The organism is Thioclava kandeliae, assembly GCF_040297545.1.
GTDB classification, from domain to species: Bacteria; Pseudomonadota; Alphaproteobacteria; order Rhodobacterales; family Rhodobacteraceae; genus Thioclava; species Thioclava kandeliae.
Map to the genome: position 1 here is coordinate 153,234 of NZ_JAYWLC010000008.1, position 21,954 is coordinate 175,187.

Below are 21,954 nucleotides of genomic sequence, written 5' to 3' on the forward strand. Positions count from 1 at the left end.
AGCTGGTGGCGGATATCAAGATGGTTGGTGGGCTCGTCAAGCAGCAAAAGCGCAGGCGACTGGGCCAATGCGCGGGCGATGTGGACCCGCTGGCGCTCGCCTCCCGAAAGCGTGTGCCACAACCGGTCCTCGCGCCCTGCCATATCGACCGCCGAGAGGGCGCGGGTCACCGCCTCGCTATCGCGCATGCTCCAGCCCCGCAAGGGTGACAGGAAGGGGATACGCCCCAGCTCGACCGCCTCACGCACCCGCAGCCGGTCGGTGGTCTCGGCCTGTTGTTCGACCAGCGCGATCTGGCGGGCCCGCACCTGCGCGCCCAGTTCTGCCAGCGGCCTGTCCTGCCAAAGCACCCTGCCCCCAGAAGGCTTTCCCAAACCCGCCATCATCCGCATCAACGTAGACTTTCCCGAGCCGTTCGGCCCGATCAGCCCCAGATATTCACCCTCCCCGACCGTCAGCGAGATCCCGTGCAGGATCTCGACCCGATGCGCCTTAGCCTGCAGGTTTTCCACGCGCAGCACCATCAGCGCGCCCCTCGCATCAGGATCAGCGCGAAAGCGGGCGCCCCGATCAACGCGGTCACCACCCCGATGGGCAGAACCTGCCCCGGCACAATGATGCGCGAGACAATATCGGCGAGAACCAGAAACACCGCCCCCGCCAGCGCCGAGGCCGGCACAAGGCGCTGGTGGCGGGTGCCCACCAGAAAGCGCATCGCATGGGGCACCACCAACCCGACAAAACCGATGGCACCCACTTTCGACACCAAAACCCCTATCATCACCGCGGTCGCGGTGATCAGGATCCCGCGCGTCTTGGGCACATTGACCCCCAACGATGCCGCACTCTCGGCCCCGAAGGTGAAGGCATCGAGCGCATGGCGGTGCCAGAGGCAGACGAGCGCGCCGAGGCAGGTCACCACAACGGCGGGGAGCACATCCTCCCAGCGCACGCCCGAGAGGTTGCCCATCAGCCAGAACATGATACCGCGCGCCTGTTCGGCATTTGCCGAGCGCGCGATGATGAAAGCGGTGAGCGCATTGAACATCTGGCTACCTGCAATCCCGGCAAGGATGATCGCGGCCGCCCCGCTGGTGCCGCGCGCCGTGCCGGGGATGGCATGAGCCAGCGCAACCACGGCAGCAAAGGCCGCAAGCGCCCCGATCAGCGCGCCTGCCGACATGCTGAGCGCCCCCGCCCCGAACCCCGCGATACTTACCAGCACCGCGCCGGTGGAAGCGCCCGCCGAGAGCCCCATCAGATAGGGATCGGCCAGCGGATTACGCAACAGCGCCTGAAGCACGACCCCTGTCAGCGCCAGCCCCGCCCCGCAGCTGGCCGCCACAATCGCGCGGGGCAGCCGGTAGGACCAGATGATACCCGCATCGATCCGGTCCACCGGATAGCCCGCCTGCCAAAGATGGTTGGCGAGCACCCTCGCGACCGAAGCCAGCGGCAGCCGCGTCTCGCCAATGGCCGCCCCGGCCAGCAGGGTCAGCGCGAGAACGATCAGCCCCGCACCCCATAAAAGCGCCTTCCGGCTCATTGGAAAGTCATACCCGCCAGTGCATCGGACAGGCTGTCGAGCCCGTAGATCGTGCGCAGGGTCGCGCTCATGGCATGGGCGTCCATCACCACGATATGCCCTTCGCGCACCGCTTTCATCTGCCGCGTCACCGGATCGCTGCGCAGGAATTTCAGCTTTTCCTCGACATCATCGGCGGGGAAACGGCGGCGGTCCATCTTGGCGATCACCAGCACATCGGGGTCGGCCTTGGCGATACTCTCCCAGCCGACCGTGGGCCATTCCTCGTCGGATTGCACCACGTTGGTAAGGCCGAGCGCGCGCATCATATAGCCCGGCGCACCAAGCTGGCCCGCCATGTAGGGATCGAGCGCGATATCGGCGGAGGAGAACCAGAAGGCCGCTTTCAAGCCCTTCGGCAGATCCAGCGCCTTGGCCCGTGCCACGGCGCGCGCCTCGGTCGCCTGCAGATCGTCGACCAGCGTCTCGCCCCTGTCGGCGACATCGAAGATCTCGGCCAGCTGGCGGATGCCTTTATAGACCTGCACGGGATCAAAGGCGCCTACCCGCGTGCCATCGCCGCCGGTGCTGTTGTCCTTGGTGTCACAATCGGCGGGAAGGATATAGGTATTGATCCCCAGATCTGCGAACTGCTCACGGGTGCCCACCACACCATTGGGACCGACATGCCATTCATATTGCACGGCAACCAGATCGGGTTTACGGGCCACGACGCTCTCGAAGCTCGGATCATTATCGGCCAGACGCGGGATCTGTGCATTGACCTCGGCATAGCGCGGCAGCACCTTGTTGAACCAGACCGAGGTGCCCTTCACCCGATCCGCAAGCCCCAGCGAATAGAGGATCTCGGTGGCCGACTGACCGATCGTCACCGCGCGCTCGGGGGCCGCCTCGAAGCGGACCTTACGACCACAATTTTCTATTTGCAGCGGATAATGCGTCTGCGCGGAGGCCGAGACCGCACCCAGCAATGAGGCCACGGCCAGTATCATGCATTTCATCAGTTCCGTCCTATCGAAAGGAGCGGAAAGCGCCATAAAGGACAGGGGCCGGAGACCCCGCCTGCCCTACCGACACACCCCGTCCGGTTAACATCTTCAGGCCGGCAGGTCTCCTGACTGGCGCCTCAACGCGTCTTTGCCCTTCCCGGACCGATGGCCCAGTGGTGTTGCAAAGGCGCTCTTCGCCTACAGTTGCGGGGGCAGTTCCGGTTGCCGCCGGAGCGGTGCGGATTCCCTATTATATCCTCGCGGATACCGGTGAGGTGGTTTTGCATCCTCCCCCGCCGAGGTCAAGCGATGCCACGCGACGAATTTCTGGCAGCCAGAGCGCGACGTAGCGTTACCTGTGCCTCGGCAGGTTACCCGAAGGCGCATTGAGCGCCATTCAAGACCGAGCATAATCGACCGTTTTCAAGGATTTTCACGCCAGCGGGAGATAATGCGCCATTATAGCTGTTTCCGGAATACACCATTCATAAGCACGCACATGATCAACGCCAATGGTTTGCATACAAACGCATACAAAAGCCCGACTCGAAATTTGCTTGCCCGAAGCCGCACTGTTTCACGGTCCAGCCATTTCGCGACGCGGCCTATCTGAAATATTAGTGAGGAGTGTCACGTTTTGAACAAGACCAAATGTCGCACCGATAAAGCCGAGGCTCCGGCTGCATCGAAAGAGCTTTCCGGCATGGACCGACGCAACTTCTTGATCACCTCTGCGGTCGCGGGATTTGTGGCGGCATCGGGCGCCGGACTGGGCATGAGCCGTGCAATGGCGGCCACCGCGGACGGGGTGGCGGGTTTTGGCACGATCAGCGCTTTCGTGACCCGGCAGAAGGGCTTCGACCCCAAGCTGGTCGAGCGCGCCTATGACCAGCTGGTCGAGCTGGATCCGAGCTTCGACACCAAGGTCGTTGCCCTGTCGGATGCGATCAAATCCGCCGATGTCGAGGATATCGACGCCTTCCTTGCAACCAGTCCCGATCAGGATCTGCGCGAGACCATGACCACGATCACCGCCGTCTGGTATCTGGGCTATACCGGCACGCCCGATCCGTCGCAGGAAAAGGATGACGCGAAATTCGTCACCTATCGCGATGCGCTGATGTGGAAGCCCACCGGCAATACCACTCCGATCCCGACCTACTCGCAGCACAAGCAGAATTACTGGGCCGAGCCGCCCACCGCTGACGACATCAAGTGATCGCGCTGTAACTATTTTAGAAATCTGGACTATACCCAATGGCTAATGACTATGATGCCGATGTGATTGTCATCGGTTCCGGCACGGTAGGGGCGAATGCCGCCTACGAGCTGGCCAAGCAAGGCAAATCCGTTCTGATGCTCGAGGCGGGCGTGCGCATTCCGCGCTGGCGTCTGATCGAAGCCTTCCGCAATTCTCCCCGCCGCACCGATTATAACGGCCCCTATCCGGACGAGCCCTGGGCGCATACGTCGGCCTCGCATGACTATGTCGAGAATGATGGCGACTTCCCGATGATCGCCAACTTCCTCAAACTGGTGGGCGGCTCGACATGGCACTGGGGCGGCGCGACATGGCGCTTCATCCCCGATGATTTCAAGATGCAGTCCACCTATGGCGTGGGCCGCGACTGGCCTATCGAATATAGCGATCTCGAGCCGTGGTATGTGAAGGCCGAATACGAGATTGGCGTCGCAGGCAATATGAAGGAAGACCAGTCTGGCGTGCGCAAAGGCGAGACATGGCCTCCGCGCTCCAAAGATTTCCCGATGCCCGCGCAGAAAAACAGCTACATGCTGGACACCTTCAAAAGCCGGATCGAGCCTCTGGGCTTTGATGTGGTGGCCGAGCCCTCGGCCATGATGAGCGGTAATTACCGTGGCCGTCCGGGCTGTGTAGGCAACAACAACTGCGCCCCTGTCTGCCCGATCGGCGCCAACTATTCCGGCGTCTTCCACGCCGATCTCGCCGTCGAGGCGGGCGTCAAGCTGATGACCAACACCACCGTGACCCAGATCGAGAAAGGTCCAGATGGCAAGATTGCCGCCGTCAAATGGAAATCGTCCAAAGGGGACGAAGGCCGCCTGACCGCGAAGGTCTTCGTGCTGGCCGCCCATGGCTATGAAAGCGCCAAGCTGATGATCACCTCCGAGGTCGGCAATTCCAGCGATATGGTCGGGCGCAACCTGATGCCACACCTTGGCCTGGGCTTTGACTTCTTCTCGGAAGATCCGGTCTGGCCGGGCCGTGGCCCGATCCAGCAAGGCGCGATCTTCAGCTATCGCGACGGCCCGACACGTTCGCAGCATTCGGGCATGAAACACGCGGTCAACAACTTCGTCCCGAACGAGGCGATGACCAAACGCCTGCTGAAAAAAGGCGTTCTGGGCTCCGAGCTGGACGCGCGCATCAAACATGACAGCGCCCGCTATATGAGCCTCTATTCGATGTTCGAGACGCTGCCTGATCCGGCCAACCGCGTGCAACCGGGGCCGCATAAGGACGCGCTCGGCCAACCCAATTTGCGCATCACCTATGCGGTGGACGACTACGCCCGTGGCGCGATCGACCCCTGTATCAACGACTATCAGCAGTTTGTCAGCGCGATGAATGGCGAGGTGCTCAACATGTCACGCGATCTGGCCAACCATGACCATATCATGGGCACGGTCATCATGGGCGACAAGGCAACGGACTCGGTCGTGGACAAGGACTGCCGCAGCTGGGATCACGAGAACCTCTTCGTGGTCAGCACCGGTAACCTGCCCTCCTCGTCGGTGGTCAACCCGACGCTGACCGCCGTGGCGCTGGCAATCCGCGCCGCCGACACCATCGCGAAGGAGGTCTGAGCCATGCGTCTGCTTACTCTTGCAACGGTGTTTACGGCTCTGGCCACCAGCGCCCTTGCGCAATCGGATGCCGATCTGGTGAAACAGGGCGAATATATCGCCCGCGCCGCCGACTGCACCGCCTGTCACACGGCGCCGGTCGATGGCAAACCCTTCTCGGGCGGCTACAAGATCTCCTCGCCGATGGGGCCGATCATCGCCACCAATATCACGCCTTCCAAGGACTATGGCATCGGCACCTGGTCCGAGGACGAATTCGCCAAGGCCATCCGTCAGGGTGTGACGCCCGATGGCACCCATCTCTATCCGGCCATGCCCTACCCGTCCTATGCCAAGATGACGGATGCGGATGTGAAGGCGCTCTATACCTACCTGATGCAGGGCGTTGATCCGGTGGATGCAGCCCCTGCCGAGAAAACCGACCTGCCCTTCCCCTTCAACCAGCGCGCGCTGATGATCGGCTGGAACATGCTCTTCTCGCCCAAGCCGGGCTGGACGGCACCGGACGGCCTGTCGGATCAGGAAGCACGCGGCGCCTATCTGGTGGATGCGCTCGAACATTGCAGCACCTGCCACACCCCGCGCGGGCTGATGATGAACGAGAAACAGTCCGAATATCTGGGCGGTGGCTCGCTGGGCAGCTGGCGTGCCCCCAATATCACGCCCGACAAGGCCACCGGGATTGGCGACTGGTCGAACGAGGATATCGTCGCCTATCTGAAAAACGGCTTTGCCAAAGGGCATGGATCGGCCGCAGGTCCGATGGCCGAAGCGGTGGAACATTCACTGAGCAAGCTGAAGGATGACGATCTGGAAGCGATCGCAGCCTATCTCAAGAAAGTGCCTGCGGTGCAATCGGCCATTGATGTGGCGGCCTCCCCCGCCGTGCAGGAAGTGCCGATCACGAGCTACGAGACCGCCGATTGGCAGGGCAATCCCGACCATGCCGATGCACTGGCCGATCACAGCACGACCGATGGGGCGAAGCTCTACAATTCGGCCTGTGCCGCCTGTCACGGTGTCGATGGTCAGGGCGCACCCGACGGACATTTCCCGAGCCTGTCGAAATCGGCCCCTGTGACCTCGAAAGATCCCTCGAACCTCGTGATGACCATTGCCGAAGGCATCAGCCGTCACGATGCGACGGGCTATTCGGTCATGCCGAACTTCAGGAACGATCTTGATGACGGCCAGATCGCGGCCCTTGCCAAGTATGTCCAGACGAATTTCGGCGGCACCGATCCGAAGCTGGACAAGGCCGCCGTGGACACCATCCGCTCGGGCGGCGAGGTGCCGTGGATCGTGAAGAACGCCGCATGGATGACATGGGCGGGCATCATCATCGCGGTGATCGTGATCCTTGGATTGATCGGTGTTTTCCGCCGCGCGCGCCGCAGACAGGTCTGATCGCGCTCCTGCTGCACGAAGGCCGCATTCCATCAGGGATGCGGCCTTTGTCATGCGCTGTTGCATCGCGGCCAAAGCCGCAGGGTTCCGGCCGCTTGCGACAGATTGCGGCATTCCCAAACGCGGCTCATGGTCCTAGATCAGGTCCATCCGAGCGAAAGACATAGCCCATGCCCCAGCCCTCCATCCCTGCCGCCCCAGGCTCGTTGATCTACCGCCTCGCGCGGCGGCTCGAGGGATATTCGATCGGCATGGTCCCCGAATTCATAGGCGTCGCCGAGGGCTTGCGCGCCTCGCTGGCCTTTGCCGCAATGGTGCTGACGGCGGTGGCCAGTGGCGAGCCGAAGCTCCTCTGGGCCGCCTTTGCCGCCTTCTGGGTCTGCCTATGCGACCCGGGCGGGCGCGACCGCACCCGTTTCCGCGCGATGGGAGCCTTTGTGGCGGCAGGCACATTGGCGGCTTTCCTTGGCGCGGCAAGCGCAGGCCTCGGGCCGATCTATGCCTGCCTGACGCTGATCCCGATCATCTTCCTGCCCGCCCTTGGCGGCACATTCGGCCCCGCAGGCGCGCAGTCGGGCACGCTGATCTGCGTGGTGGGCGGCGTGGCCGTGGGCTTTCCCAGCTCGCCAATCGCCTCCCTGCATCTGGCCGGCGCATTTCTCATAGGCGGCATCTGGGCGCTGGTCTTCAGCTTCTGGATCTGGCGGCTGCGCTCGCAAAGTCCGGCTCGGCGCGCGATCGCCTCGGTCTTTGCCCGGCTTTCCGAGATGAACGCAGCCATGGCCGCGCGGCTGGGCCAGCAGGAGATCCTGGGCGCCGCCGAACCCGAATACCGCCGCGCCCTGCGCGCAGCCATCGAACGGGCGCGCAGCACCATCCTGGGCGTGGGCAATGGCCAGACCCAGTTCATGGCCGAACTGGGCACCGCCGACCGGATCTTTGCCGCGATGATCGCGCTCGACCACATGCTGAGCGAGCCGCTTGCACCCACCGAAGAAGCACCGCTGCGCGAACAGCTTGCGCGGATCGGGGCGCTGCTGTCGGAGGCGCAGATGCAGGCGATGACCCGCCACCCCAATCCCGACCGGCTGGTCTGGGAGGCCGAAGACCTGCGCCGTGCGGCAGAACGCGGCGGCGCACAATCGCAGGCCGTGGTCAGCGCGGTTGCAGAGGCCTTCCTGCGTCTGGCCGAGCATCTGCGCGGCGAGCCCCCCGAGACCCAAGCGCCGCAATCGGACCGCACGCCCCGCCCCAGCTGGCGCAACATTCCTGACCCGATCCTGCGCCACGCCCTGCGGCTGACGGTTGCAGTGGTGGCGACCTACCTGATCTGCGTGACACTCGAGATGCAGTATTTCTACTGGGCCACGATGGCGACTATCGTCGTGCTGCAGCCCGCGCTCTCGACCACATGGCCGCGTATGCTGGAACGGGTTCTGGGCTCGATCGCGGGCGGCCTTCTGGCCGCGGGCCTGCTGGCGCTCGGTCCGGGGCAGCTGACGCTGCTGGCCGTGATTATCCCGACCTCGGCGCTCACCATCGCTTTCAAACGGGTGAATTACACCATCTTCACCATAGGCGTCAGCGCGCTTTTCGTTCTGGTGACAGAGTTGCTGATGCCCGATCACGGCATTGCCCTGTCGCGCGCGCTCGATAATATCCTGGGCTCGGCCATCGCGTTCGTCGTGGGCGCCACCCTCTGGCCGGGCCGCGCCGAGCCCTATTTCCGCGACATTCTGGCGCGTGCCGTGCAGGCCAATATGGACTATGCGGCGGCCTCGGTCGGCAGCACCGGCCTGCCCGAACCCGTGGACCGGCTGCGCCGGCAGGCGGGGCTCGAAAGCACCCATGCCGAGACAGTGCGCCAGCGCAAGATGATGGAGGGGCGGCGTTCGGCCGATCAGCTGGACAAGGCCGCCCGCGTTCTGGGCGCGCTCAGGGTGCTGGCAGGCGCCGTAACCGGCCATGCCCTGCTGGCCCCCGAACCCGATCCGGAGAAAGCCCGTGCGCTCGAAGAAACGGCCAAAAGCTTCGCGCAAGCCATTCGCCATGATGTAGGGGCGGCTTTGCCTCCCCTGCCGCCGCAGACCACCGAGACCGATCTGCGCAAGGCGCTTGAGCTTTTGCATAGCCAGCTCGACGAATATCTGACACGTTAACCACAGCCAAACTTTCGATCGCGGATCCAATCGTGCCCCATCTTCTCTCTTCCCGCCTCGCTCTCCTTGCCGGACTGGTGCTGAGCGCATTTCTGGCAGGCTGCGGCATAGGTCCGCGTGCCACCCCGCAGGAATGCATGGAAAGGGCGATGTATTTCGAATCCAACCGCTCCAGCCGCGACGGGATGATCGCCGTCGGTTCGGTGGTGATGAACCGCGTCCGCTCGCCCGATTTCCCGAATACGGTCTGCGGTGTCGTGATGCAGAAAAACCAGTTCGCCCGCGGCATCATGAGCCGCAAGATGAATCTCGACAGCGCGCCCTATATCCGCGCGGCAGCGCGCTCGGTGCTGCGCGGCGAGCGTCACCCCTATATCGGCAACTCGTTGTATTTCCACACCGCAACCTATCGCGCGCGCTACAACAATATCAATTATGTGCTGACCACAGGCGGTAACGCCTTCTACGAGAAGCGCCGCCCCGAAGACGTGACGGCTCCCGTGCCGCTCCCCGCCCTTGAAGGCGTCACCGGCTACTGATCAGGCCTTGCGGGGAACGGCTTTGCGCTGCTCGATCTCACGATAGAGAAGGGCTGCGATATTCTTGCCCGCCACCGCCTCGATCCCCTGAAAACCGGGGGAGGAGTTGACCTCCAGCACCTTCGGACCGTCATAGGCGCGCAGAAGGTCTACCCCTGCCACGCCGAGCCCGAAACTGCGCGCGGCCTTCACCGCCATGCGGCGCTCCTGCTGGGTGATCTTCACCACCTCGCCCGTGCCACCCTGATGCAGGTTCGAGCGGAACTCGCCCTCCGCCCCCTTGCGCTTCATCGCGGCCACGACTTTGCCGCCGATCACCAGACAGCGGATATCCTCACCCGCCGCCTCTCGCACGAAATGCTGCACGAGGAAATTGGCCTTCAGCCCGCGGAACGCCGAGATCACGCTTTCTGCGGCTTTGCGCGTTTCGGCCAGCACCACACCCTTGCCCTGCGTCGAGGCCAGAAGCTTCACGATCAGCGGTGCATTGCCCACCAGTTCGATCAGGTTGGTGGTATCCTTGGGCGAGGCCGCAAAGGCGGTGTCGGGCATCCCGATCCCTGCGCCCACAAGGATCTGATGCGCCCAGAGCTTGTCACGCGAGGCCATGATCCCGTGCGAGCCGTTCACGCAATAGGTGCCCAGCGTTTCGAACTGGCGCAGCACCGCCGCCCCGTAAGGGGTGATGGATGCGCCGATCCGCGGGATCACCGCATCATAGCGCGGCAGTTTGCGCCCGTCATAATAGATCTCGGGCGCGAGCGTGTTGATCGCCATATAGCAGCGCGTTGTGTCGATCGCATCGACCTTGTGGCCCCGCGCGCGGCCCTCCTCGACCAGACGCTGGGTGGTGAAGTTATCCTCGCGTGTAAGGATGGCGATCCGCAGGCTCGGACGGGCCTGATCATCAGGCGCGGGCACGGTGTAGCCCGTATAATCCAGCTCGGCCTGCAACCGCCGCTCGGCAGGCAGCACCGTTACATGATCTCCCAGAGCCTGCCGGCCCAGCAGCATTCGGCTGGCCATGGTCGAGCGGTCGGTCAGCGTAATCTCGATCGGCCAGCGGGCGCCGCCCACCTCGACATCTGTGCCGATCACATAGCGCTGCTCGGTCTCGCCATTCGACGAGGTCACATCGCGCCGGTCCAGAAGCGGGCATTCACACTGCACTGCAATCGCGTCATTTTCCGGCACGGGCTGCAGGGTGAAACGCACCATCGGCGCCTCGGCCGTGCCGGTAATCTCGATGCCAGACGCATGCAGCGCCGATGTCCGCGCGCCTGTGTCCACCTTGGCCAATATCGCAGGCACCCCGAGCCCGGGCAATGCCAGCCATTCCTCCCACCCCATCTGCAACGGAATCTGTGTCATAGGCGGACCCTCTCTGTGTTCGGGACGAACATGGCATGACGATAAAGACAGATGCGTGACATGCGGAGCCGGTTAGCTCTCGGCACGCGCGCGGCCCCGCCTCTAGCCTTCATGCGGACGGCTGACAAGATGGATAATACGGCCTGTCATTCCCGAGCGTATGCGCCACTCTCAGGGAAGGATCTTACGCGGTGCAGGCGCGGCAGATGCCGGCGTCAAAAACGGTCCAGCGGACGACCCGTGGATCATCTCCTCCACACGGACCCAGAGATCAAGAAGCTCTTCCATCTTGCGCGACAACTCGTCCTTATCGCCGTCCCTTGCGCTGTTCTCGTAACATTTGAGCATGGAATGCAGCTTCTTGTACCCCAATATTCCCGCAGATCCCGCGAACTGATGCGCGATCGAGGCGAAGCTTTCCAGATCGTCATACATGAGATTCTGTTGGAGGGTCGATAACCGTTTACGCCCCTCGGCAAGAAAGGCCTGCTCGAGGGCACTAAATTCCTCCGCGCCATACATCTCGCGCAGATCATCGCGGATCAGCGGATCGGCAAAGCCATCCGCCTCTGCATCCAGCTGCGACTGCTGCTGATGCTGGGCCAGAAGCAGACGGTTCAGCGCGGCACGGTTGATCGGCTTGCACACGACATCGTCGCAGCCCGCCGTCTTCAGCTCCGCCGCCGCCTCGGGCGAGATATTGGCGGTGACCGCCACGATCACCGTGTCGCGGTTCGGCCCGTCGCTGGCACGGATGACCCGAGTGGCCTGCCGCCCATCGAGGACCGGCATGTTCAGATCCATGAGAATCAAGTCGAATTTCTGCTTGCGCGCCGCATCTACCCCGTCCTGCCCGTCAATGGCCATCACCACCCGGTGCTGCCCCTGCAGGAGCATCTGGCGCAGAACCTCGCGGTTGAGGGCGTTATCCTCGACGATCAGGATATCGCAAGGTGGAATGACGGCCGCAGCCTTAGGCTGCGGCTCGGCCTGACGCCGCACCAGCGCCGTAGGCGCAGGTAACGAGAACCAGAACACCGTGCCCTCGCCCGGCTCGCTCTCCACGCCGAGCTTTCCGCCCATCGCCTCGAGAAGACGGCGCACGATACCCAGCCCCAGACCCGTCCCCGATATGTCTTGCGCGCCGGTAGGCAGGATCGACACGAAATCCTCGAAGATCCGTTCCTGATCAGCCCGCGAGATCCCGATGCCGCTATCGATGACCCTGATCTCGAGCGATTGCCCCGCCATCGCATATTCCATCTCGATCTGGACAAGCCCGTTGCGGGTGAATTTGACCGCATTGCCGACGATGTTCATCATGACCTGCCGCAGGCGCGCCGGATCGCCGATCACCGCTTTGGGGATCGACGTCATGGGCTCCACTGTCAGCGAATTACCGCGCCCGGACGCAGCAGGGCGCAACGCCTTGGCAATCTCTTCCACCAGCCCGCGCGGATCGAAGTCGACCTTTGCGATATCGAGCTTACCTGCATCCAACCGCTCGACATCAAGCACGTCATTGACATGTTGCAAGAGCGACTGGCCTGCAAATTCCATCGCCTCGACCAAGGAGGTCTGGCGCTGATCGAGATCGGTATCGCGGATCAGCTCCAAAGAGCCGAGCAGACCGTTGAGCGGCGTGCGCAACTCGTGGCTCATGACCGAGACAAAGCGCGATTTCTCGCGCTCGCCAGCCAGTGCCCTGTCACGCGCCGCAATCAGCTCGGCCTTATCCGCGACACGGCGCGAAATGTCGCGCAGATAGATGACATGCAGGCGCCCGGAACGCAGCTCGGCCTCGCGGATGGACAGTTCTGCGGGGAACACCTCGCCATTGGCGCGCTTGGCTTCAAGCTCGTTCAGACCGCGACGGCTGGCCGCCGTAGTGGGGAGCGTCACGAAGTCCGCCATTTCGCGCCCGATCGCCTCGGCCTTCGGACACGCAAAGATGGTCTCTGCCGCACCATTGAACTCGACGATGGTCCCTTCGGCATCCACCACGACCACCGCATCGACCGACGCGTTGACCACCGCCGTGATCCGCGTCATCGCATCGCGCAAGGACAGCGCCTTCTGCTGGCCGAACCGCCACAGGCGCCAGAGCGCCACCGCCCCCATCGCAAGGATGGAAAACAGGATCAAGGTCATCAACGCCAGCTTGACCAGCGCCTTGAAGACCAGCTCGCGCTGGTCCTTGATCTGTTCGGAAAAGATCGAAAGCCCCATCAGTGCGAGCGCGCGCAGGTCGCCTTCGGCGGCGCGCGCCTCGGCAACCACACGCGCTTTCATCGCTTCGTTGAAAGGCAGATTGCCATCAAGCCGCTCGGCAGTATGGTCGAGAAAATGCCAGACCGAAGCCAAAGGCTTGGCGCCGCCCTGATCGCGCAGGATCTCGCGGAAGCCAGAGCCTTCGGTCACCGTCTGGATACGACTGTAGAATATGTCGAAGCGCTGGCGGAAATCCTCCACCGTTTCGGACACTTCGGGTTTGACGCCAAGTAGCGCCAGCCGCATCCGGTCGAACTCCACCTCGATCTGCGAGAGGGTCCATTGCGGGCTGTCGGTATTGGCGCTGGCCAGAGTATCAATTTCGCGCCCGACGTCCCGCGCGTTCTGGAAGATCCCGTAAAGCGCCACGCCAATGATGAGCACCAGCCCGAGGGCCGCGATGAAGCGGTTACGCTTTCTGGCATCACGAAGGAACTGGTGACTCATGGCGCGGCGGATCTCAGTTCAGGATCTCGATCTTGACGACCTGCCAAATACTGCGGGCATAGACGACCTCGTTGCGCAGCGCCTCGTCGGAATCGTAGGGATAGACCATCCATAGCGGTCCCTTATCCCGCACCGACATCGTCTCTCCATTGCGTGAATAGGCCAGAAGCGCCTCGTTGGGATGCAGCTCGGACACCGGCACAGTGACCGAGTAATCATTGACCGCCGTCAGTTTCAGATTGCCCTCGCTAACACCATATTCGGCGAGAAGATCGGCAAGATAGACCCCTTTGAACTCCTGCGGCCCCTTGGTCCAGGTGGTGGTGGTCGTGAAGCTTCCCGACGGCAGCGCCTCGAGGGCTGCGCGATCAAGTTCGACAGGCGCGGTATGGCCCGGGGCCCCGATAATCGTCAGGACCGGCGACTGGGCCAGAGCCGGCATCATCGAGGCGAGAAAAACGGCGAGAATGGCGAGAGAGGATTTCAGATAGCGCAAGGACCTACTCCGTTGACAAGAATCTGCGCACGGTTTGCGGCGCGGGCATTCTCCCTACACATAAGCGGCAACCCTTAATTCATTGGTAATGCGCATCTCTTGGTGTCGTTTCTGCTTGCCTGTGCGGTGACCAAGGGTCCTCTGCGCTCCGGCATTGGCGGATACGGGGTTTTTCTTGCCAATTGTGCGCCCTAGCTTGCACAGACAGGACTTTCACTCCGACATAGGATCATTTCCGTGGCTCAAACCTATACCCCGCCCAAGATCTGGACCGCCCCCGAAGAGACGGGTGGCCGGTTCGGTGCCATCAACCAGCCCACCGCCGGCCCGCGATTCGACAAGGAGCTGCCCAAAGGCGCGCACCCGCTGCAACTCTACTCGCTGGCCACGCCGAACGGTCAGAAGGTGACGATCCTGCTCGAGGAGCTGCTCGCGGCGGGGATCGATGCCGAATATGACGCATGGCTCATCGAGATCATGAAGCTCGACCAGTTCGGCTCGGGTTTCGTGGAGATCAATCCCAACTCGAAGATCCCCGCATTGGTGGACCATAGCGGAGCCGAACCGGTCAGGGTTTTCGAATCCGGCTCCATCCTGATGTATCTGGCCGAGAAATTCGGGGCCTTCCTGCCGGCCTCGGGGCCCGCGCGCGCCGAGGTGATGAACTGGCTCTTCTGGCAGATGGGCTCGGCACCCTTCCTGGGCGGCGGCTTCGGGCATTTCTATGCCTATGCGCCCGAAAAGCTCGAATATCCGATCAACCGCTACGCGATGGAAACCAAGCGCCAGCTCGATGTTCTGGACCGCACGCTAGCCGAGCGCCCCTATATCGCGGGGGACATGTATTCGATCGCGGATATGGCGATCTATCCTTGGTATGGCGGGCTGGTCGAGGGGCGCCAATACGGTGATGCGGCGACCTTCCTGCAGGTGCAGGACTACGAGCATCTGGGCCGCTGGGTGAGCGAGATCTCGGCGCGTCCGGCCGTCCAGCGCGGCCGCCGTGTGAATGCGACCGGCGAGAATGGCGTGCCCAACCGCCACAGCGCCGCCGATCTGGACTGAAGCGGCCTGCCCCTTTGTGCAAGGGACAGGCGGCATAGGCGCAAGAGCAGATCTCAGCTGCGCAACCGCAGACGACGCTCGCTGAAATCGGCGAGTTGGGTCACCAGATAGGCGATGACCATATAGATCACCACGGCCACGAGGAACGCTTCGAGATAGTAGAAGTTGAGCGCCGCCGTCAGCTGGGCCTGCGCGAAGATATCCACCACCTCGATGGCAAAACCGAGCGACAATGCCTTCATGATGACCATGACCGAATTGGCCAGATCGGGGATCGCGGCCACTGTGACCTGCGGCAGGAGCACCCTGCGGAAGAGTTGCCAGCCGGTATAGCCGAGCGAATGCGCAGCCTCGGCCTGCCCTTTGTCGAAGGAGTTGAGCGCGCCCTTGATGACCTCGGTCTGGAAGGCGGCCACACAGGCAGTCAGCGCCACGATCAGCGTCACCCAGTTGGGCGTCATATGGCCGTTCACCTTGAGCCCCACCAGCCCGGTGACGAACTCCAGCGCCGCAGGCAGGCCGAAATAGGCGAGGAAGATCACCACCACCATCGGCACGCCCTTGAAGACCACCTTATAGGCCACGACCAGCTCGCGCAGAACCGGAATACGGCGGTATTCGCATAGCGCAAACAGGCTGCCCAGCAATGTCGAGAGGACGAAAACCGCTACGGCCATCGCCAGGGTCCACGGCACTACCGGAAGGATCGACAGAAAATCCGGAATGAGGAGAGATAAATCGAACATGGGTCGTATCCTTTTCCGGCTTTACACGGAGGGGGCGAGTTTGAGGCGGCGCGCGCCCTGCTGGGTGTAGCGCCCCGAGCGGCGCTCGAGCAGGCGGATGATAGCCCATGCGACAAGGCAGAGCGCCGAATAGAGCACCGCGAGCACGAGATAGGTCTCGAACTGGTACTGGTTGTAATCGCGCTCCATCACAAGGTGGGCAGTGGCCATCACATCGGCCGCGCCGATATACATCACGAGGGCCACGTTATGGATGAGATAGATGATCGAATTGCCATAGCCGGGCAAGGCGATATGGGCGGCCTGCGGGCCGGCCACACGGGTGAGCTTGCGGAAGAACCCGTAGCCCAGTGAATCCGCCGCCTCGTGCTGACCGCGCTCGACCGCCAGATAGGCCGGGCGCATGACCTCGGAGAGATAGCCGCCGTGATAGAGGCTCAGCCCCACCATTGCCGCCAGATTGGCATCGAAAATATCGGGCAGGCCGAACTGGGCCACAAAGACCGGCAGGCCATAATAGACGACGAAAAGCTGCAACACGACCGGAACGCTGCGCGCATAGGACACATAGAGATCGGCGAGCTGGCTGATGACCGGCACACGGCAGATACGGAAGAAGGTGGTGATGAATGCCAGAACGAACCCCGCAGCCATCGCGACGAACATGATGAACAGCGTAAGCGGCAGGGCCGAGATCAGTTCCGGAACGAGAACGGCAAGATCCAAGGGGGAATACTCCTGTGGGCTTAGGGACGGGATCGGGCCATGACAGCCCGATCCGGTTTGGGGACCAGGCTCAGTTGAGCGTCATATAGGCGCCGACTTTCTCGCCGAACCACTTCTCGGAGATCTGATCGAGCGTGCCATCCTCGCGCAGCTCGCCAAGCGCCTTGCTCACATCTGCAGCCAGCTGCTCGTTCTCGGCGTCGCGATGGATCAGCACATAGGTGTTGTGCACGACGACCGGCTCGGAGGCCACGATATCCAGTTTCTGCTGTTCGATCACGGTGGCCTCACCCAGATTGGAGGGCAGGATCAGCGCGTCATATTTGCCTTGGTTCAGCTCGTTGAGGCGGGTCGGATAGGGCACGCCTGCGCTCGAAGCGGTGAGCTTGAACTTCACATCCGGATGCTCTTCCTGCCAGCCGGTCACGAATTTATACACGCCGCCGCCTGCCGTTACGGGCACGATTTTCTTACCGGCCAGACCGGTCATATCCTTGATCTCGTCGCTTTTACGCGAATAGATCTTCATCATGCTCGCGCCGATCGGGTTCTCGGGGATCAGGAACTGCTTGGCACGGGTGGGGTTGGAGTAGTAACCGCCGGTGATCATGTCATATTTCCCAGTGGCCAGACCGGTCTCCTGCGCGATATCGGCCGCACCCTCCATCTCGAACTTGTATTGCGGCAGCTTGGCATTGATCGCCTTGAGCACATCGGGCTCGTAGCCCTGCGGCTCGTGGCCGATGGCGCCCCAGGAGAGCGGTTTGGATTCCGCCGCCGTCGCGATCTTGATGACGCGCGGAGCATCTTCGGCCAGCGCGAGACCAGAGGTGGCCATGGCAAGGCCCGCCGCGCCAAGGAGTGTCAGCGCAAATCTGCGGCCAAGCATAGAAGTCAGTGTCAGCATTCCCTGTTATCCTTTATCAGTTGGTCTTAAGCGAATTCGAGTTCCGCGCGCAGGAATTGCGCGAGACGCGGGGTGGCGGGGGCTTCGAAGATCTCGTCGGGACTGCCTTCGGCGGCAACCACACCACCTTCCATGAAGACGATCCGGTTCGAGACCGAACGGGCGAACTGCATCTCGTGGGTCACCAGCAGCGAGGTGATGCCCGAGCCCGTCACATCCTTGATGACTTTCAGCACCTCGTTCACCAGCTCGGGGTCGAGCGAGGAGGTCGGCTCGTCGAAGAGGATGACATCAGGGCGCACCGCCAGCGCGCGGGCGATACCCGTGCGCTGCAACTGACCGCCCGAAAGCTGCGAGGGGTAGTGATCCTGACGCTCGGTCATGCCGACGCGGTCCAGCTCGCGCAGGGCGATCTCGCGGGCTTCCTCGCGCGATTTCTTCTGCACCACCACCAGCGGGTCCATGATGTTCTGGATCACGGTCATGTTGCGGAAGACATTGAACTGCTGGAATACCATCGCCGTGCGCAGGCGAATATCGCGGATCGCCTTCTTGTCGGCGCGGGCATAATCCATCTGCACCCCATCGAGCGAAATGGTCCCCGATTGGGGCTTTGCCAGATAGTTGATACATTTCAGAAGCGTCGTCTTGCCGGTGCCGCTCGGCCCGATGATCGAGACGACATCGCCCTTCGCGACATCGAGATTGACGCCATTGAGGATCTGGTTGCTGCCATAGGCAAGCTTCAGGTCTTTGATAGAAAGCATTCGTCGTCTCCTGTTATCAGGCCGCGGGTGCCGCGTGCCCCAGAACATGCATCAGCCGGTTCGCCCAGCCGAAGATCGCGATGGAATGGATGAGATCGATGATCTCCTCATCCGACATGCCCTGCGCCCGAAGGGCGGCCACATCCTCGGGCTGCGCCTCGCTGGGCGTCACCGAAAGCTTGCGGGCAAAGGCATAGATGGCGGCATCGCGCGGACCCAGCGCCTCGGGCTGGCCCACGAACAACGCGCTGACGGCAGTATCGCTCTTGGCCAGCTGCGCCTGACGGCGGGCATGGACCACGGCGCAATATTTGCAGCCATTCACCATGGAGGCCCCCAAGGCCCCAAGCTCGCGATCGGCACGGTTGAGACCGCCCTCGGCATACATGATCGCGTTGAACAACACGGTGCGCGCCACATAGCTTTCGGGGTCATGGGCCAGCGTGCGCACATAGTCCGAGACCTTGGTGGCCGAGGGCGTGACCTTCATCGCGTCGAGTTGCTCGGGGGTGGCCTCGGACAGTTTGACCGGTTCGATATAGGGATACCATTCGAGCGGTTTGATACGGACGGTGGGGATCATCAGGACCTCAACAGGCGCAGACCGGCGGCAACACGGGTCTGGAAATTCACGAAAGCGATCAGCTCGGACAGCGCGATGATCTGCGGCGAGCTGAGCCCTGCCGCCTCGAGCGCGCGGATATGCTCGGGGCCTGCCTGCCACGGTGTCAGCGTGACCATGTCGACATGGCGCGCGATCGCGGCATGCGGCGCCTCGAGCCCTGTCGCGCCATTCCCGAGCGCGACCAGCGGATCGAGCGGATCAAGATGGGCCAGCGCTTCGGAATATTGCGCCACCAGCGCCTCGTCCTCGTTCAGGCGCCCCATCCGCAAGGCCAGCGCGTGGCGCAGATCGCCATCGAGACCCAGCCCGTGTTCGGGTGCGAGCACGGATGCACGGCAGAGTTCGGCCCCTTCCACAAATTCGGGACGGGCCCTGCGGGCACGGTAGACCGGGTCGTGCGGCTTCAGGCCCGCCGCGAGGTCTAGGGCATCACTCATACGGAAGCTCCTTCATGAAGGCTGGGGGTCGCATCGACCCATTCGTCCCCTTGAAGTTCGGGGGTGTCATAGGCTTGCAGGTTCTTGAAATGGGTCTCGACATCTTCGGCAAAGAGCGAGGCGGCAATCCCCTGCACCAACCGCTCGGCACCGGCACTGACTGCCGGAATATCGCCCGAAACCTTACCATGGGTCAGCATCGCAGCGTCATTGAAACAATGGATATGGGCCAGCATCGGACAGCTGCCCGGCTCGCGTTCGCGGAACTCGAAATCCGGCCCCAGATCCGGCGCATCCGACAGGCTTGCGCGCGGGCGGCCCATCTCGGGGGTCTCGCGCCCGTCCTTCCAGCGCCGGATGAAAGGCGCGAAATTCGCGAACTCGGCCCGCCCGTCGAAATCGTTCACGAACCCTGTCGCCGCGATCAGGAAATCGAAGCGCATCTCGCCTTGTGTCGTCTCGATGACCAGTTCGTTCTGCTCGACAGCCATGCTCTCCAGCCCGCAATCGAGGAAGAAGCGCGCATTCTCGTGACGGCTCACACGCAGCGTCGAATTGCGCGGCGGCGGCGTCTGGGTCCGGGCGGTATAATCAAAGAACTTCCATTTCCACAGATCGGGCAGACGGTGCATGCCCTGCACCACGCCATAGCTTCCGATCCCGGTCATCTTGTTGATCCGCGGCATTTCCTTCCGCCGGATCAGCATATCGACCGACCCCGCGCCCGCCTCGAGCGCCGTCGCCGCATTATCCATCGCCGAGGCCCCGGCGCCGATCACCGCAATCCGTTTGCCCTTGAGGGCGTCAAAATCGATATCATCGGCTGAATGCGCCCAGAAGCGCGGATCGATGGTGCGGATCATTTCGGGCACATAGGTGCCGCCGAGCCCCGAGCGGCCCGTTGCCAGAACCAGCCTGCGGGTCAGGATGCGCCCCGTTTCGGCCCCCTCGACGGTGACGGCGATCAGATCGCCCTCCTGTTCGAGAGAGGTCATGCGCACATCGTTTTTCACCGGCAGGTCCAGCGCCTTACGATACCAGACCAGATAGTCCATCCACTGGTTCTTCGGGATCTTGTCGAGCGCGTCCCATGCCGCCTGTCCCCATTGCGCAACAAACCACGCGCGGAAGGTCAGGCGCGGAAGTCCCAGCGCGGGGCCAGTCAGGATCTTGGGCGAGCGCAGCGTTTCCATCCGCGCGAAGGTGACCCATGGGCCTTCCTGACCTTCGGGGGCCGCATCATAGGTCACGATATTGTCGATCCCGCTGAGGACCAGCTTGGCAGTGGCTGTCAGACCGCACATACCCGCGCCGATCACCACGACATCGCGGACCTCCTCGCCCTCGTGCTGACGCCGCGGGACCCATGATTTCGCCGGCAGTTCCAGAAGCGAGAGATCCTCGGCCAGTTGCGCTTCCAGCGCGGCCAATCCCGCATTCTGTGACGGGAGAGTGTTATCCATCATGTTTCCGTTCCATAGTTCGAGAATTCGGGCGCCGGAGGCGTGAGCCCGCCGGCAAGCGCCGGGTCAAGCCGCGCAAAACCCGGGATGAGACGTTCGGCATTGGCCTCGACCTGATCGGCAAGCCGCATGGCCGTCGCACTCAGGGGCCGACCCTTTGCCGTCAGCACCCCCCAGTAGAAGGGCACCTCCGCATCGATCGGGCGGATCACGACGCCTGGCACATTCATGCCCCACGCGGAGACCGGATCGATAATCGCCGCAGCCCCTGTGCGGCTGACAATCTGTAGCGCCGCATAGGAAATATTGGTGCGGATTACCTGCCCCACCTGCACGCCGCGCGCGGCCAATACCCGCGCCACATGCATCTGGAACCTGAGTGGATTGAGCATGGTGACCATCAGCCGGTTGGCGAGGCTATCCACAGGCACCACCTCTTGGGCTGCCAGCGGATCATCCTCACGCAGGGCGATGGCATCAGGGGCGCTATAAAGCCGCAAGACCTCGACGCCCGACGTATCAAGCGGCAAGCTGCAATAACCCAGCTCCGCCCGTCCGCTGCGCACTTCCTGCACGACGACCGAAGGTAGGAACTGGCCCACATGGGTCTCCTGCGGCAGACCCGCCGTTCCGAGATCCGCCAGCGCGGCAGGGATCAGACTCGTGCCAATCGCCGAGATACTGGCAACTTGCAGGATACGCCCCCTGCCCGCGGCAATCATCTTGGCCCGTGCGGCCAGCTCGCCAAAGGACATCAGAAGACGCCGGGCCTCATCGCCAAAGGCGAGCCCCTCCTCGGTGATCTGGATCCCCCGCCCCACACGATGCAACAGCGCAAAGCCCAGTTCGGCTTCGAGATCCTGCACCGTGCGCGAGACGGAAGGCTGCGATGTGCCGATCTTGGCCGCCGCTTTGGTGATGCTTCCCTCTTCGATCACGCTCAGGAATATCTGGAGGTCTCTGGTGTCCATCGCTCACAAATACAAAATATGAATTACTAAGTCATCTTCATTCATATTGCGTATGAGTCAAAGCTTTTTGGGAACCAGCCTCGCCAAGTCGGATAAAAGGCGAGAAATTAGGCATACACCCATAAAACACCGCAGATTATGCGTGTTTACGCGCCATTCAGGCCAACCTGAACGG

19 protein-coding genes, 1 pseudogene and 1 riboswitch are annotated in these 21,954 nt (G+C 62.6%); of the genes and pseudogenes, 6 read left to right on the forward strand and 14 right to left on the reverse strand.

All coding sequences use genetic code 11. From position 1 onward, the window contains the following. Nucleotides 1-8 precede the first annotated feature (8 nt). From VSX56_RS11875 to VSX56_RS11885, 3 genes and pseudogenes are all read right to left on the reverse strand, one after another. Nucleotides 9-524, reverse strand: a pseudogene (locus tag VSX56_RS11875) (ABC transporter ATP-binding protein); the annotation flags it as partial. Then, nucleotides 524-1,546, reverse strand: a complete 1,023-nt coding sequence (locus tag VSX56_RS11880) for a FecCD family ABC transporter permease (RefSeq protein WP_350937330.1) — start codon at nucleotides 1,544-1,546, stop codon at nucleotides 524-526. The pseudogene VSX56_RS11875 and the gene VSX56_RS11880, both read right to left, overlap by 1 nt. Continuing rightward, nucleotides 1,543-2,550, reverse strand: a complete 1,008-nt coding sequence (locus VSX56_RS11885) for an ABC transporter substrate-binding protein (protein WP_350937373.1) — start codon at nucleotides 2,548-2,550, stop codon at nucleotides 1,543-1,545. Before VSX56_RS11885 ends, VSX56_RS11880 begins: the two co-directional genes overlap by 4 nt. A gap of 83 nt (nucleotides 2,551-2,633) precedes the next feature. Further along, a riboswitch (cobalamin riboswitch) is annotated at nucleotides 2,634-2,822 on the reverse strand. A 350-nt stretch (nucleotides 2,823-3,172) separates the two neighbouring features. Here VSX56_RS11885 and VSX56_RS11890 point away from each other — a divergent pair. The 5 genes from VSX56_RS11890 (at nucleotide 3,173) to VSX56_RS11910 (ending at nucleotide 9,487) form a co-directional block, all read left to right on the forward strand. Further along, nucleotides 3,173-3,754: a sugar dehydrogenase complex small subunit gene (locus VSX56_RS11890; protein ID WP_350937332.1), complete on the forward strand. Its 582-nt coding sequence runs from the start codon at nucleotides 3,173-3,175 to the stop codon at nucleotides 3,752-3,754. Between the two features lie 38 nt (nucleotides 3,755-3,792). Continuing rightward, nucleotides 3,793-5,382 carry a GMC family oxidoreductase gene (locus VSX56_RS11895; RefSeq protein WP_339115404.1) on the forward strand — a complete coding sequence of 530 codons (1,590 nt, stop codon included), beginning with the start codon at nucleotides 3,793-3,795 and terminating at the stop codon, nucleotides 5,380-5,382. Nucleotides 5,383-5,385: 3 nt separating this feature from the next. Then, a complete protein-coding gene (locus tag VSX56_RS11900; RefSeq protein ID WP_350937335.1) occupies nucleotides 5,386-6,789 on the forward strand; it encodes a c-type cytochrome in 1,404 nt (467 codons plus the stop codon). Nucleotides 6,790-6,959: 170 nt separating this feature from the next. Beyond that, nucleotides 6,960-8,948, forward strand: coding sequence for an FUSC family protein (locus VSX56_RS11905; protein WP_350937337.1), 1,989 nt, complete (start codon nucleotides 6,960-6,962; stop codon nucleotides 8,946-8,948). A 29-nt stretch (nucleotides 8,949-8,977) separates the two neighbouring features. Further along, the gene (locus VSX56_RS11910; RefSeq protein ID WP_406871217.1) at nucleotides 8,978-9,487 is read left to right on the forward strand and encodes a cell wall hydrolase; all 510 of its coding nucleotides are present in this window, start codon (nucleotides 8,978-8,980) and stop codon (nucleotides 9,485-9,487) included. On the opposite strand, the gene rimK is transcribed toward VSX56_RS11910, so the two are convergent. The 3 genes from rimK to VSX56_RS11925 all read right to left on the reverse strand — a co-directional run bounded on the left by rimK (nucleotide 9,488) and on the right by VSX56_RS11925 (nucleotide 14,072). Further along, complete coding sequence (rimK, locus tag VSX56_RS11915; RefSeq protein ID WP_350937339.1) at nucleotides 9,488-10,858, reverse strand: 30S ribosomal protein S6--L-glutamate ligase; 1,371 nt, start codon at nucleotides 10,856-10,858, stop codon at nucleotides 9,488-9,490. A 171-nt stretch (nucleotides 10,859-11,029) separates the two neighbouring features. After that, complete coding sequence (locus tag VSX56_RS11920) at nucleotides 11,030-13,576, reverse strand: hybrid sensor histidine kinase/response regulator (RefSeq protein ID WP_339115400.1); 2,547 nt, start codon at nucleotides 13,574-13,576, stop codon at nucleotides 11,030-11,032. 13 nt (nucleotides 13,577-13,589) lie between these two features. Next, on the reverse strand, nucleotides 13,590-14,072 hold the full coding sequence (locus VSX56_RS11925) for a putative pterin-binding protein (protein ID WP_350937341.1): 483 nt from the start codon (nucleotides 14,070-14,072) through the stop codon (nucleotides 13,590-13,592). A 237-nt stretch (nucleotides 14,073-14,309) separates the two neighbouring features. On the opposite strand from VSX56_RS11925, the gene yghU reads away from it, so the two are divergent. Continuing rightward, on the forward strand, nucleotides 14,310-15,137 hold the full coding sequence (gene yghU / locus VSX56_RS11930; RefSeq protein WP_350937344.1) for a glutathione-dependent disulfide-bond oxidoreductase: 828 nt from the start codon (nucleotides 14,310-14,312) through the stop codon (nucleotides 15,135-15,137). 53 nt (nucleotides 15,138-15,190) lie between these two features. On the opposite strand, the gene VSX56_RS11935 is transcribed toward yghU, so the two are convergent. The 8 genes from VSX56_RS11935 to VSX56_RS11970 form a co-directional block, all read right to left on the reverse strand. Further along, nucleotides 15,191-15,883, reverse strand: a complete 693-nt coding sequence (locus tag VSX56_RS11935) for an amino acid ABC transporter permease (RefSeq protein WP_350937346.1) — start codon at nucleotides 15,881-15,883, stop codon at nucleotides 15,191-15,193. A 21-nt stretch (nucleotides 15,884-15,904) separates the two neighbouring features. Continuing rightward, a complete protein-coding gene (locus VSX56_RS11940) occupies nucleotides 15,905-16,609 on the reverse strand; it encodes an amino acid ABC transporter permease (protein ID WP_339115397.1) in 705 nt (234 codons plus the stop codon). Between the two features lie 70 nt (nucleotides 16,610-16,679). After that, a complete protein-coding gene (locus VSX56_RS11945) occupies nucleotides 16,680-17,516 on the reverse strand; it encodes a transporter substrate-binding domain-containing protein (RefSeq protein ID WP_339115396.1) in 837 nt (278 codons plus the stop codon). Nucleotides 17,517-17,542: 26 nt separating this feature from the next. Then, nucleotides 17,543-18,283, reverse strand: a complete 741-nt coding sequence (locus VSX56_RS11950; RefSeq protein ID WP_339115395.1) for an amino acid ABC transporter ATP-binding protein — start codon at nucleotides 18,281-18,283, stop codon at nucleotides 17,543-17,545. A gap of 16 nt (nucleotides 18,284-18,299) precedes the next feature. Then, the gene (locus tag VSX56_RS11955; RefSeq protein WP_349295297.1) at nucleotides 18,300-18,866 is read right to left on the reverse strand and encodes a peroxidase-related enzyme; all 567 of its coding nucleotides are present in this window, start codon (nucleotides 18,864-18,866) and stop codon (nucleotides 18,300-18,302) included. Continuing rightward, nucleotides 18,866-19,345 carry a CMD domain-containing protein gene (locus tag VSX56_RS11960; protein WP_350937350.1) on the reverse strand — a complete coding sequence of 160 codons (480 nt, stop codon included), beginning with the start codon at nucleotides 19,343-19,345 and terminating at the stop codon, nucleotides 18,866-18,868. Before VSX56_RS11960 ends, VSX56_RS11955 begins: the two co-directional genes overlap by 1 nt. Further along, complete coding sequence (locus tag VSX56_RS11965) at nucleotides 19,342-20,811, reverse strand: NAD(P)-binding domain-containing protein (protein ID WP_350937352.1); 1,470 nt, start codon at nucleotides 20,809-20,811, stop codon at nucleotides 19,342-19,344. Before VSX56_RS11965 ends, VSX56_RS11960 begins: the two co-directional genes overlap by 4 nt. Further along, complete coding sequence (locus VSX56_RS11970) at nucleotides 20,808-21,779, reverse strand: LysR family transcriptional regulator (protein ID WP_339115392.1); 972 nt, start codon at nucleotides 21,777-21,779, stop codon at nucleotides 20,808-20,810. Before VSX56_RS11970 ends, VSX56_RS11965 begins: the two co-directional genes overlap by 4 nt. Nucleotides 21,780-21,954: the final 175 nt, after the last annotated feature.

Excerpts from the sequence above, each read along its gene's own strand:
- VSX56_RS11935 (WP_350937346.1), bottom strand. The coding sequence starts at position 15,883 with ATGTTCGATTTATCTCTCCTCATTCCGGATTTTCTGTCGATCCTTCCG.
- VSX56_RS11950 (WP_339115395.1), bottom strand. The coding sequence starts at position 18,283 with ATGCTTTCTATCAAAGACCTGAAGCTTGCCTATGGCAGCAACCAGATC.
- VSX56_RS11945 (WP_339115396.1), bottom strand. The coding sequence starts at position 17,516 with ATGCTGACACTGACTTCTATGCTTGGCCGCAGATTTGCGCTGACACTC.
- VSX56_RS11895 (WP_339115404.1), top strand. The coding sequence starts at position 3,793 with ATGGCTAATGACTATGATGCCGATGTGATTGTCATCGGTTCCGGCACG.
- VSX56_RS11905 (WP_350937337.1), top strand. The coding sequence starts at position 6,960 with ATGCCCCAGCCCTCCATCCCTGCCGCCCCAGGCTCGTTGATCTACCGC.
- VSX56_RS11970 (WP_339115392.1), bottom strand. The coding sequence starts at position 21,779 with ATGGACACCAGAGACCTCCAGATATTCCTGAGCGTGATCGAAGAGGGA.
- VSX56_RS11955 (WP_349295297.1), bottom strand. The coding sequence starts at position 18,866 with ATGATCCCCACCGTCCGTATCAAACCGCTCGAATGGTATCCCTATATC.
- VSX56_RS11900 (WP_350937335.1), top strand. The coding sequence starts at position 5,386 with ATGCGTCTGCTTACTCTTGCAACGGTGTTTACGGCTCTGGCCACCAGC.
- VSX56_RS11920 (WP_339115400.1), bottom strand. The coding sequence starts at position 13,576 with ATGAGTCACCAGTTCCTTCGTGATGCCAGAAAGCGTAACCGCTTCATC.
- VSX56_RS11880 (WP_350937330.1), bottom strand. The coding sequence starts at position 1,546 with ATGAGCCGGAAGGCGCTTTTATGGGGTGCGGGGCTGATCGTTCTCGCG.
- VSX56_RS11960 (WP_350937350.1), bottom strand. The coding sequence starts at position 19,345 with ATGAGTGATGCCCTAGACCTCGCGGCGGGCCTGAAGCCGCACGACCCG.
- VSX56_RS11965 (WP_350937352.1), bottom strand. The coding sequence starts at position 20,811 with ATGATGGATAACACTCTCCCGTCACAGAATGCGGGATTGGCCGCGCTG.
- rimK (WP_350937339.1), bottom strand. The coding sequence starts at position 10,858 with ATGACACAGATTCCGTTGCAGATGGGGTGGGAGGAATGGCTGGCATTG.